A 12,345-nucleotide genomic window follows, 5' to 3' on the forward strand; every position below is an offset into this window, starting at 1 on the left:
GGGCAGTCACGGTGGGATTAGTGTACGGCTACTTTTTCGTTGATACGGTCGGATTCTATCACGCCATCGCGGAGGCGGATTACGCGGCGGGCGTGTTCTGCAATATCTTCTTCGTGGGTTACCAGCACCACGGTATTACCGGAGGCGTGAATATGGCCGAAGATTTCCATGATTTCCACGGAAGTTTTTGAGTCGAGGTTACCAGTAGGTTCATCGGCGAGGATGAGCGACGGGTTATTGACAAGTGCCCTGGCGATGGCCACACGTTGGCATTGTCCGCCGGAAAGCTCATTGGGCTTGTGTTTATAACGTTCTCCCAATCCTACTTTTTTCAACATGGAAATGGCTCGTTCTTCCCTTTCTTTTTTGCCCACGCCGGCATATACCAGTGGAATGGCTACATTTTCGAGGGCGGTAAGTCTGGGCATGAGGTTAAACTGTTGAAACACAAAGCCTATTTCCTTGCCACGTACGGTGGCAAGGTCGTTGTCTTCCATTTTACTCACATCATGTCCGCTGAGTACGTACTTTCCATCGGTAGGCGTATCGAGGCATCCGAGTATATTCATCAGGGTTGACTTCCCGGAGCCGGACGGCCCCATCAGTGCTACGTATTCATTCTTGTAAATGTCTAATGACACTCCTTTGAGTACAGGGAGTTCATTTTTCCCGAGAAAATAGCTTTTCCTGATTCCTTCCAAATGGATGACGGACTTTTGCATGTGGGTTATTTCTTTATGATTTTCGGTACTTTGAAGTATGCTTCAGTAGCCGCAGGCGCGTTCTGCAGAGCTTCTTCACGGGTAATAGACGGAATGACCCTGTCTTCCCGGAAAACATTATAATCATCTGTAAGATGAAGCAGGGGCTTCACGTGAGTGGTGTCCAGTTCGTTGAGCTTTTCCACGAAAGTGATCATCCGCTGTAGTTCTCCGCGAATCTCCACTTTTTCCTGGTCGTTAAATTCCAGTCTTGCCAAATCGGCCAGTTGTTGTACTAGCACTTCATTCACTTCCATAATCAAATTAAATCAAAAGATAATAAATTATTGCGCCCAAAAAGGATAGCGTTTCAAAATTAATGATAAACGGCCAGAAAAAGCGGAAAGCTTTAAGCGGAAAGCAAAAAGCTATTATAGCGGGTCCTCTTTGCGGATTTTCAAATTGCGCCGCATTCGCTACAATAGCTTTTTGCTTTCCGCTTAAAGCTTTGAGCTTTTTCCTTAAATTGCGCCCTGTTATGGCTACAGAAAAAGAAATTGTGGTAAGCGGCATACGCCCTACCGGTTATTTGCATTTAGGCAACTATTTTGGTGCGATCCGTAATTATATCCGGATGCAGGAAGATTTTAACTGTTACTTCTTTGTAGCAGACTGGCATTCGCTGACTACCCATCCCAATCCTAAAGATTTACCAGGCAATGTAATGCGGGTGCTGGCGGAAAATATTGCCTCCGGCCTTGATCCGGAAAAGGTTACGTTATATGCGCAGAGCGACGTCCCTGAAATTGCTGAGCTGTATCTCCTCATGAATATGCTGGCCTATGTAGGAGAACTCGAGAAAGTGCCCACTTTCAAAGACAAGGTTCGTTTACAGCCACAGAACGTAAACGCCGGGCTGCTTACTTACCCGGTGTTGATGAGCGTAGATATCTTAATTCAGCGTGCTGTAAAAGTACCGGTGGGTAAAGACCAGGGACAACACCTGGAAATGGCCCGCAATTTTGCGCAGCGCTTCAATCACCGTTATGATACAGACTTGTTCCCTGAACCGGAAGCCTTTAACTACGGCGATAGCCTGGTGCGTATCCCCAGCCTTGACGGTTCCGGTAAGATGAGTAAGAGTGAAAATGAAATGGCCACCCTGTACCTGGCAGATGATGATGATAAAATCCGCAACAAGATAAAGAAAGCGAAAACGGATAGCGCAGCAGTTACACCGGGTACGCCTATGCCCGAATCTGTACAGAACCTGGTAGACCTGATGAAATTAGTGTCCGCCCCAGATGTAGTGCAGTTCTATGAGGCAGCCTGGGATAATCAAACTATCCGTTTTGGTGATATGAAAAAACAGCTGGGAGAAGATATGGTGAACTTTATTGCACCTATCCGCGAAAAGGCAAAAGATCTGCAACAGGACACCGACTATTTAAGAAAAATTATGAAAGCCGGTGCAGAAAAGGCCAGAGCGAATGCGGCACAAACTTTGCAACAGGCGAGAAAACTTATTGGTTTAAATTATTATTGAAAAAGTCGCCAACTGTAGCTATTTTCAATATTAACCACCTCTCATCGCATGGCAAAACAAAACAGGATTAAACATATCGCCATAGCCGGTAACATCGGCGCTGGTAAGACTACTCTCACGGAAATGCTTTGCAGGCACTACAAGTGGCATCCACAGTATGAAGACGTAGAGCACAACCCATACCTGAATGATTTTTATGAAGATATGCCCCGTTGGTCTTTCAACCTGCAGGTATATTTCCTGAACGGCAGATTGAAACAATTGCTGGAAATACAGAATGGTAAAGAAACCGTGATACAGGACAGGACTATCTATGAAGATGCGCACATTTTTGCGCCTAATCTTTATGAAATGGGCCTGATGACCAAGCGCGATTTTGATAATTATTTCAACTTCTTTGAAACGCTGAAGAGCATGGTGAAACCACCGGACCTGCTGATATACCTGCAGGCATCGGTGCCTACGCTGGTAGCCCAGATACAGAAAAGAGGAAGAGAATATGAGGAAAATATACGCCTCGACTACCTGAAACGCCTGAACGAATATTATAACAACTGGATCGAAAAATATAAAGAAGGTCCTTTGTTGATTATAGATATCGATAAAAATAAATTTCCTGAGAGTGATGAAGACCTGGGAGAAATTATTTCCAAGATCGATTCACAGCTGTACGGTTTGTTTTAACCGGCGCAGGATATGGTTATAAAGAGATGGGAGATAAAAGCCGCGCTTTATCTCCCATTTTATTTTACGTTGTTCAGATTTCATTAACACTTTTACCTTATGTAGGATCTACCTTTATGATACGCGACAGCATTGGTTAACCCCGCATTACTGCTGTTGACGAACTGTTTGTTAAACCTCGTTTCCGTATGAAACAACTGATGTTGACCCTTTTATTCATAGGGTGGATAGGATGGCTATCTGCGCAACCTGCCCTCATGCCCATAGGTAAGAATACACGTATGGGTGCCTACAGCCGCCATTTTCAGCAGATCATTACTGCCTGGTCCGATCCTGCGGCATTGTCGTGTATACAGCGCCTGACGGCCGGCATTTATTCAGAAAACCGCTTTCTGGTGAAGGAGGCATCGCTGTATGCAGCGATGATAGCTATTCCTGTGTATGCAGGTGCTTTCGGAGGCAGTATTACCCGGTTGGGTAATACTGCTTATCATCAGCAACAGCTAAGCGGAGGATATGGTCGTCGCCTTGGGCGCAGGGTGGGACTGGGACTACAGTTTAACTATGAAACCACTACTGTGCAGGGGCTGGGGACTGTCGGCCAATTGACGATATCAGGTGGACTATTGTGGCATATCAGTGAACAATGGCATACAGGGTTGCAGGTGCAACAATTGGTGAATGGAGATTGGCTATATATCGGAGGAGCGGGATTTGAAGCATCCGGCGATTTTTTGCTGTCGGCCGAAGTACTGCATGCAGGTAAGGACACGGGTATGAAGGCGGCTGCTCATTATCGCATTGCCAGGGCGTTGGCACTGGAAATGGGCATTGCGTCCCGCCCCGCTTATCATACCGCCGCCTGCATTCTTTACCTGCGTTCCCTGAGAATAGATATTGGCGCCGGTTTTCACCCCAGGTTAGGAATTACCCCTTCAACTGCATTGATATGGCTGCCATCAGCAGAATAATAGGAGGCCTGGCGCTGGCATGTATGCATGTTGTCGCCTATGGGCAGCAACAGGAAGACGTTATGCCTGTCGCTGTGGAAAACAACCTGGAGTATCAGACAGCGGGCACTGAAACAGTGTCGGAAGACGATGAGCAATGGCAGCAGTTGAATGCATGGCGCCGGCACCAGCTACAACTGAATACGGCCGATGAGGCCAGCCTCCAGGCGCTTGGGATCCTAACCCCTTTGCAAATCAGTAATTTCCTGCAATATCGATCGCTTCTGGGCGATCTGTTAAGCATTTATGAACTACAGGCGATACCGGGATTTGAGCCTGAAATCATCCGGCGTATCCTGCCTTATGTGGAGGTAGGTAATGACTTGTCGCCGCATTATGAAATGAAGGACTACCTGCGGAAAGGCGATCACGTGTTGCTGATGCGCTACGGACGTACGCTGGAAAAAGCCAGGGGATACCTGCATACCGATAGTACTGCCGCTGCATACATGGGCGGTCCTGACAAACTGCTGTTACGCTACCGGTATAATTTTCCACGGTATCTCAGCTGGGGACTGGTAATGGAGAAAGACGCAGGCGAGGCTTTTTTTAAGGGTGCACAGCAGCGGGGCTTTGATTTTTACAGTGTTCATTTCTTTCTTCGGAATTACCGTGGGATAAAAGCACTGGCGCTGGGTGACTATACGGTGAACCTAGGGCAGGGGTTGCTCAACTGGCAATCGCATGCCTTTGGTAAAGGAGCGGCTGTGATGCAGATAAAAAGGGAAGGAGAGGTGGTCCGGCCGTACACTTCGCCCGGAGAGTTTTATTTCTTCAGGGGAGCAGCTATCACCTTACAGCGGCATCGATGGGAAGTAACTGCTTTTGCTTCGCACCGAAAGCTCGATGCCAGTTCCAGCCCCGATTCCAGCCAAGAAGAGATGACCGTTGCCAGCCTGGTAAGTAATGGTTACCATCGCACTACCACAGAAATAGAGAAGCGGGGGCGGGTACAGCTAATCAGTGCCGGAGGTAATATCCGGTATAACAGCTCCCGGTGGAGAGTTGGTGGTAACCTGCTCCTGCATCGTTTTAACCCTGCCTGGGAGAAAGAGCGTAAGCCGTACAATCAATTCGATTTTAGTGGTAAACAGTTATCAGCTGCCAGTATTGATTATGCGGGCAGCTGGAAAAATGTGCATGTGTTTGGAGAGCTGGCAACTGCTGGCAGTGGTCAGCCAGCCTTTGTGCAGGGCTTACTCACCAGTGTGGCGCCTTCAGTAGACATATCCCTTGTTTACCGGTATTATGATAAAGCATACCAGTCGTTATTTGCTAATGGTTTTGGAGATGGCTATCGCACGGTAAATGAGCAGGGATTGTATACAGCCACCACAGTAAAAGTGAATTCCCGGTTTAAGCTGGATGCTTATGCAGATATCTTCCGTTTTCCCTGGCTAAAATACCGGGCCAGTGGTCCATCGGGAGGGAAGGAGTTTTTTCTGCAGGGAACTTATACGCCGGGCAGGCAAATAACGATGTTGCTGCGATACAACTACCGGCAAGCAGAGGAGAATATTCCCGAACCGGCTAATCCCATCCCAGTATTGACGGATATAACGTCGAGGAATATACGTTTCCAGTCAGCTATACAACAGGGGCGGCGGTTAAGCATCCGAACAAGGATAGAATACAGCAGCTATCAGGCTGCGACGGTTGCGGAGGGGCAGCAGGGATGGATGATATACCAGGATTGCAGCTACCGGTTACTGCGCGTGCCTGTTACGGTGAGTGGGCGCCTGGCCCGTTTTAAAACCAGTAGTTATGATATCCGTATTTATGCAACGGAAAACAGCGTGTTATATGAAAATGCGGTCTCTCAGCTTTATGGCCATGGCTGGCAGTATTATCTGAATGTGAAATGGAAGGTAAATGCACGCTGTTCCTGCTGGGGGCGTTTTCATCAAACCATTTACCAGGGCGTACAACAGGTGGGTAGCGGCAATGATAGGATAGCCGGCAACAAAAAGACTATGCTTCAATTTCAGTTGCAATATTTGATAAACGGCAAGTAAGAAAAAAGTTTTTAAAATATTTTTCAACACAATTTAATGATTTTCAGATGTTTATGTGAATATTTTTATCTGCTGTTAAAATAATGTTAACTGGATGTAGTACTGAATTCTTTTTTTTTCTAAATTGTGGACGTCAACCAAAATCTAAATTCTAATTTGCTTTATGAGAGAGTTTGTATCTACGAGTTAATTTGCTTGTGGTTGTGACAGGAGAGGTTACACTGAGAATACTGTTACAATTGACTTCTACCAAAAATTGAGTACTAAAACTAACACAATACTAAACCAAGCGGCTGGACTTGACCCGATATCATTTGCACACGACGAAACAACAATCTAACTGAAGGAGTGCCAACTCAGAAGAGAACGTTTTGCTATGATATATGAACAATAGGATGTAATTGCGGAATAAGTGTTAATAATACAACCAAAATCTGATATCAATGAAAAACAGCGTTTCCATTGTTACATAGCATTACGCTATGAAGCTTAAGAACGGTCTTACTGCTTCCTATAGATCGGAGATCAGTACGTTTTTTATCATTGTTTTAATCGTGTAGATAGTATATACGGTATAGGGGAATCATATGCCTATAATTTACGAAAAATATTTACAAAAGCATAGTTAAAGCAAGTAATTGAGCCGGTAGTAAACTAGTTTTTCTTTTTCAACCAAAATTTGAATCTTTTATGAAAAGGACATCATTCCTTTTTGCCATGCCGCTGGCGGTTGTAAGGGTGGTCATTGCAGCACGCACTGACGCATTTCAACCAGGTATTTTTAAGCCCTATACTGCAAACGATACTTCCGGTAACATGGCGTTACTGGGATATACGTCCCTGCGTACATTATTTTAAAAGAAATCAGGATGCTTAACATTCAACCAAGTCGAACCATTTAAAAACACCCGGCGAATTTAGTCAAAACAACAGCTAAGGTTTATACTGACATCATTGTCGCCCGATGCCCCTACCCAAGTAGGAGCATCCGGTATTCAACCAAAATCGGATACAGACAATGTTGGTTTGCTTTCAGAAGAAATCCGTCGCTATACCTGCCGGGATTATTCAATTAAATAACATAAAACAAAACAGCCCGCATATGAGAAAATCGTTTTTATTAACAACGATGTTGGTGCTATATATAGCCACTGTCATCGGACAAGCAAAACTTATCACAGGTAAAATCACCGATGCAACCGGCGATCCTGTGCTTGGTGTTACCATTCAATTTAAAGGACAGGCAAAGGGTACGGTGTCCGATCCGAATGGTGCTTTTAAACTGGAAGCCGAAAAAGGCCAGGTACTGGTTATTTCCGGCCTCGGTTACGAAACAAAAGAAGTTACAGTAAATGGTAATACACTGAATATTGTTCTGGCAAAATCAGACAGAACTATCAATGAGGTTGTGGTAACAGCATTGGGTATTAAAAGAGAAAAGAAAGCACTGGGATATGCGGTGCAGGAAGTAAAGGGAACGGAGCTTACCCAAACAAATGAAACGAATATTTTAAACTCATTGTCTGGTAGGGCAGCAGGTGTACAGATCAACAACAATGGTGGCGCCGTGGGATCCAGTACCAGCATTGTATTGCGTGGTTACAACTCTTTCACCGCCAATACGCCGCTGATCGTGGTAGATGGTATTCCTATCAATAACCCACAGTCGGTGGTAATACCAGGAGCCCTTACGCCTGGCGCTACAGACCAGCAATCCGCCGTGGATTATGGTAACGGTATGAATGATATTGATCCGGAAAATATCGCTTCCGTTTCTATCCTGAAAGGCGCCAATGCGGCCGCTTTGTATGGTTACAGGGCCGGTAACGGGGTAATCCTGATCACCACCAAAAATGGGAAATCCGCTTTCAAAGGTATAGGGGTTTCTTACACCGGTGGTGCTTCATTCGAAAAACAATACATACTGCCTAAATACCAGAATAAATACGGACAGGGTTCCACCAGCAGCGAATACTGGTACAACCTGTATAAAGCGCAAACGCCTAATAACCCATTGTCATACCAGGACTGGGCATTACAAAATGGATTTGCCTATGTTGATGGACAAGGAGGTGGTGTAAATGATGGTGTAGATGAAAGCTGGGGTCCAAGAATGGATATAGGACTGAAATTACCTCAGTACAATAGCCCGCTGGATGCCAATGGAAACAGAACTGCTACTCCCTGGGTGTCACATCCTAACAACGTGAAGAATTTCTTCAAAACAGGATTTTCACTTAATAACAACGTCGCATTAACCAGTAACACCGCCAAGGGTAGTACCAGGCTTTCACTGAGCCATCAACGCCAAATGGGTACCGTTCCCAATACCGACCAAACCAGGTATTCGGCGATGTTGAGCACTAGCCAGAACCTGACAGATAAGTTGAAAGTAGAAGCCGCGGCTAACTACGTACAAACGCTCAACGACAACCTCGTAGGGCAGGGTTATAATGAATTCAACCCTATGCAGTCAATAGGTAGCTGGTTTGGACGCCAGATAGACATGAATGACCTGAAAAATAACTGGGACAAAATGATGCCCAATCCGGCGTTCCCTGCTACAGGGGTCCCATATAACTGGAACCTGAACTATCATGATAACCCCTACCTGAGCTTATATAGAAACTTAAATGGACGTACCAAGAACCGGTTATTCGGTTATGCCACTGTTTCTTATGAATTTGACAAATGGTTTACCCTGATGGGCCGCGTTGGTACCGATTGGTATTCTGAAAGCAGGAAACAAAATACTTCTTCTCTTGCCACTGCTAACTTTTTATACGGCGTAGGTGGTCAATTTACAGACTGGAGTATTTATGGAAATGAAACGAATGCCGACCTGATTGCAACCGGTAGTGGAAAACTGGGTAAAGATTTTTCCCTGTCGTATACCGCTGGCGGAAACTACCGGGACGCAAAAACTAAAAATGTTTCTGCTACCGCGAACGATCTGACTGTTCCTGATTTGTATACCATCGGTAATGCAAAAGGGCAGGTATCTAATACAATGTTCGTTTCCCAACTCCGCTCTAATAGCGTATTCGCGCAGGCTTCACTGGGATTCCGCAACTGGTTGTACCTGGATCTGACAGGAAGGAATGACTGGAACTCTAGCTTGCCGGCCAACAATCGTTCTTACTTTTACCCATCCGCGAGCTTAAGCTGGATTTTCAGCGACGCATTGAAAATCAGCAATTCATCTGCCTTTACCTATGGTAAATTACGTGTGAGCTATGCAGAGGTGGGTAATGGAACAGGTGCTTATATGCTCGCAAGATCCTTTGTACCACAAGCAAGTACATTCAATGGGGTAACCCTCTATCACGAGGCATATCGGCTGTCACCGCAGGACCTGAAGCCCGAACGTGCCAAGAGTGCTGAAATCGGTGCGGAGCTTCATTTCCTTGATAATAGGCTGAACCTGGATGCGACTTATTATGACAAGAAAACTATTAACCAGATTATGCCTATATCAATCTCTGCTGCATCGGGAGCTACTACGGCCTTCATCAATGCGGGTGAAATCCGGAGTAAGGGGGTTGAGCTGCAATTGAATTTAGGTATTCTACGTAACGATAATGGTTTTAACTGGGATATGACCGTTAACTGGGCAAAAAATAGTAGTAAGGTAACCACCCTGTATACCGATCCAAGAACTGGCCAACAACTGACATGGTTCCAGCTGGGACGTAACTGGGGAACTACCATCGGTGCTATCCCAGGTGAAGCCTACGGTATCATCAGGGGAGCAGATTATGTAACAGATCCTAAATCAGGCGCTATCGTAGTGGGAGCTAACGGATTACCTTCCTTCAAGAAAGACCAGGTGATTGGTAATATTATGCCAGACTGGATTGGCGGTGTAAATAATTCCTTCAGATACCGCAACTTTAATCTCAGCTTCCTGATCGATATGAAAAAAGGCGGCGATATATTTAGTGTAACGCATATGTTTGGCGCCAATACCGGTGTATTGGATTTTACTGCAGCCGGCAACATTCGTGAAACTGGTGTGGTACTGGGTAAAGATATCCTGACAGACCATAAATTTGTAGATGCAAGCGGCAACCCGAACACCAAAGTGGTAGCAGCCGACAATGCCTTTAAATATCTCTCTTATGATGGTGCTTCCTCCGGTACGAAATTCGATATCATCGACGGTACTTACATAAAACTCCGCACCATACAATTTGGTTATACCATTCCAGCTAATTTAATCAGCAGATGGGGTTGGTTGAAGAGCGCCGGTGTATCTGTATTTGCACAGAACGTAGCGCTCCTGTATACAGATAAAAGCAACAAAGCGCATATCGACCCGGAAACCGGATTTGGAAACGATGTTGCCCAACTAGGTTTTGAAGAATACCAAATTCCTTCAAATAGAAGTATCGGTTTGAAGTTGAATCTGAATTTCTAACCTAATGCAGAAGCAGATTAATGATTTAATTAAAATTAGTATTATGAAACTGTATAATAGAAGACTATCAAAATATTTCCTGGTCGGGGCGTTGATAATGATGACTGGAGGGAGTTGCACCAAAAACTTTGATAAAATAAATACGGATCCCAATAGACCATTGAAGGTGCCCGGTAATAATACATTGGCATATTCCATTGTCTATTACGCACAAAACCTTTTTGATGCGACAGCTGACATGAATGAACCTGAATGTTTTGGGGGGCACCTGGGTAAAATACAATACATTGATGAAGCCCGTAATGTATTCAGACCAGCGGCTATTGAGAATTTCTGGGCTTATCACTACAGTGTGTTGAATAACCTCCAGATCACTATCAATGATGCTATCGCCACTAATAAGATAAACCAGCAGGCAGTTGCGCTCACATTCAAGTGTTATGTAGCACAAATAGCGACTGATACCTGGGGCGACATTCCCTACTCTGATGCTATAAAAGGTAACAGTGGTGTAATTACGCCTAAGTATGATAGCCAGAAGGATATTTATGCGGCTTTACTGGCAGATCTGAAAACGGCCAATGATCTCTTTGCAAAGAACAGTGCCGATGTACTGGGCGACGGGGATGTGCTGTTTCAAACAGATGTAACCAAATGGCGTCAGTTCTGTAACTCCCTGCGGTTAAGAGTAGCTATCCGGTTAAGCAAGAAAGATCCGGCAACTGCCAAAGCAAATATCGAGGAAATTGCAGGTAATCCGGCCAAATTCCCTGTGATGACAGGCAACGCTGATAATGCGTTCCTGAACTGGCCCGGTGGTAAACCTAATAACGAACCATGGTCTTCCAACAAATACGACGATGGTCGTGACGACCATGCTGTCAGCGATGTACTGGTTAATAAACTCCTCGAGTTAAACGATCCCCGCCTCCCCGTGTATGCTAAACCTGCTACAGGTGATGGTAAATACCGTGGCGTAGGAATTGGCATCAAGGATAGCGAAAAACTGCCTTCTATTGCCTTATATTCCAGGATCGGCGCCCGTTTCAGGGATAACAGAACAGGATTTACACCATTTATGCGTGCTGCAGAAGTGAAATTCATCCTGGCTGAAGCCGCCGCTAATGGCTGGAATGTAGGCGTAAGTGCAAAAGATGCTTACGAGGCTGGTATCGACCTGTCCCTGGAAGAAAATGGGGTATCCAATGCAGCATATAAAGCAAGTGCCGGCGTAAAATGGGATGGCGACGTGAAAAAGATATATATCCAGAAATGGCTTGCCCTGTTTAAAGACGGTCATGAAGCATGGGCTGAAAGCAGAAGAACAGATGTGCCTTTATTGCCAGCTGCTTCAGGATCTCCTTACCCAGGCCATACCCGTACATCTTTCCGCCTGCCTTATCCTAACAGTGAAACTACCCTGAACGGCGCTAATAGCGGTGCAGCGGTGGGTTCAATAAAAGATAACTACTGGGGTGCACAAATGTATTGGGACACCCGCACAGGCGTTAATTGATGCCAGTAGCAGGAATATTGCATAGCAAATTTGACGAAGAGGACTATTATTAGTGGTCAATATACTGGTCAATAAAAAAAAGAGGGCTTATTTGAGCCCTCTTTTTCTATTTTTGTACGGCAAAATCTTACAACATGGAAAATCAGCACGAAGAACAGAATCAGCTTAATATTGAGTTGAATGAAGAAATAGCCGAAGGGCAATATGCGAATCTTGCTATTATTACCCATTCCAACGCCGAGTTCGTAGTGGACTTTGTTAATGTGATGCCCGGTTTACCCAAGGCGAAAGTGAAATCCCGTATCATCCTCACCCCTCAGCATGCCAAGCGCTTTATGAAGGCCATGCTGGATAATATTAAGAAATACGAATCTATACATGGGCCTATCCAGGACCAGGAGCAGGTGTCTGTACCCTTAAATTTTGGTGGACCTACCGCTCAGGCATAATTCG

At 45.2% G+C, this 12,345-nt stretch carries 10 protein-coding genes; 8 read left to right on the top strand and 2 right to left on the bottom strand.

Annotation, left to right across the window (positions count from 1 at the left end):
* Window positions 1–17: 17 nt before the first annotated feature.
* Together HGH90_RS22845 and gatC are read right to left on the bottom strand one after the other, a co-directional pair.
* Entirely contained in the window at window positions 18–722 is a 705-nt protein-coding gene (locus HGH90_RS22845; RefSeq protein WP_168765915.1) for an ABC transporter ATP-binding protein, read from the bottom strand.
* A 5-nt stretch (window positions 723–727) separates the two neighbouring features.
* Window positions 728–1,018 (bottom strand): Asp-tRNA(Asn)/Glu-tRNA(Gln) amidotransferase subunit GatC, encoded by a 291-nt coding sequence (gene gatC, locus HGH90_RS22850; RefSeq protein WP_168765914.1) that lies wholly within the window; start codon window positions 1,016–1,018, stop codon window positions 728–730.
* A 221-nt stretch (window positions 1,019–1,239) separates the two neighbouring features.
* Here gatC and trpS point away from each other — a divergent pair, with 221 nt between their 5' ends.
* The 8 genes from trpS to HGH90_RS22890 all read left to right on the top strand — a co-directional run bounded on the left by trpS (window position 1,240) and on the right by HGH90_RS22890 (window position 12,341).
* Window positions 1,240–2,247: a tryptophan--tRNA ligase gene (gene trpS, locus HGH90_RS22855; protein WP_145672447.1), complete on the top strand. Its 1,008-nt coding sequence runs from the start codon at window positions 1,240–1,242 to the stop codon at window positions 2,245–2,247.
* Window positions 2,248–2,295: 48 nt separating this feature from the next.
* A complete protein-coding gene (locus HGH90_RS22860; RefSeq protein ID WP_145672445.1) occupies window positions 2,296–2,931 on the top strand; it encodes a deoxynucleoside kinase in 636 nt (211 codons plus the stop codon).
* Between the two features lie 188 nt (window positions 2,932–3,119).
* Window positions 3,120–3,902 (top strand): hypothetical protein, encoded by a 783-nt coding sequence (locus HGH90_RS22865; RefSeq protein WP_168765912.1) that lies wholly within the window; start codon window positions 3,120–3,122, stop codon window positions 3,900–3,902.
* Complete coding sequence (locus HGH90_RS22870; RefSeq protein ID WP_169191933.1) at window positions 3,881–5,956, top strand: ComEA family DNA-binding protein; 2,076 nt, start codon at window positions 3,881–3,883, stop codon at window positions 5,954–5,956. Before HGH90_RS22865 ends, HGH90_RS22870 begins: the two co-directional genes overlap by 22 nt.
* Before the next feature lie 690 nt (window positions 5,957–6,646).
* Window positions 6,647–6,814 (top strand): hypothetical protein, encoded by a 168-nt coding sequence (locus HGH90_RS22875; protein ID WP_168765910.1) that lies wholly within the window; start codon window positions 6,647–6,649, stop codon window positions 6,812–6,814.
* Window positions 6,815–7,058: 244 nt separating this feature from the next.
* Window positions 7,059–10,376: a SusC/RagA family TonB-linked outer membrane protein gene (locus HGH90_RS22880; RefSeq protein ID WP_169191934.1), complete on the top strand. Its 3,318-nt coding sequence runs from the start codon at window positions 7,059–7,061 to the stop codon at window positions 10,374–10,376.
* Window positions 10,377–10,419: 43 nt separating this feature from the next.
* Window positions 10,420–11,892, top strand: coding sequence for a SusD/RagB family nutrient-binding outer membrane lipoprotein (locus HGH90_RS22885; protein ID WP_169191935.1), 1,473 nt, complete (start codon window positions 10,420–10,422; stop codon window positions 11,890–11,892).
* A gap of 134 nt (window positions 11,893–12,026) precedes the next feature.
* Window positions 12,027–12,341: a DUF3467 domain-containing protein gene (locus HGH90_RS22890; RefSeq protein WP_145672432.1), complete on the top strand. Its 315-nt coding sequence runs from the start codon at window positions 12,027–12,029 to the stop codon at window positions 12,339–12,341.
* Window positions 12,342–12,345 lie beyond the last annotated feature (4 nt).

The sequence above is a fragment of the Chitinophaga sp. Ak27 genome, from assembly GCF_012726295.1.
In the GTDB taxonomy this organism is placed as follows: domain Bacteria; phylum Bacteroidota; class Bacteroidia; order Chitinophagales; family Chitinophagaceae; genus Chitinophaga.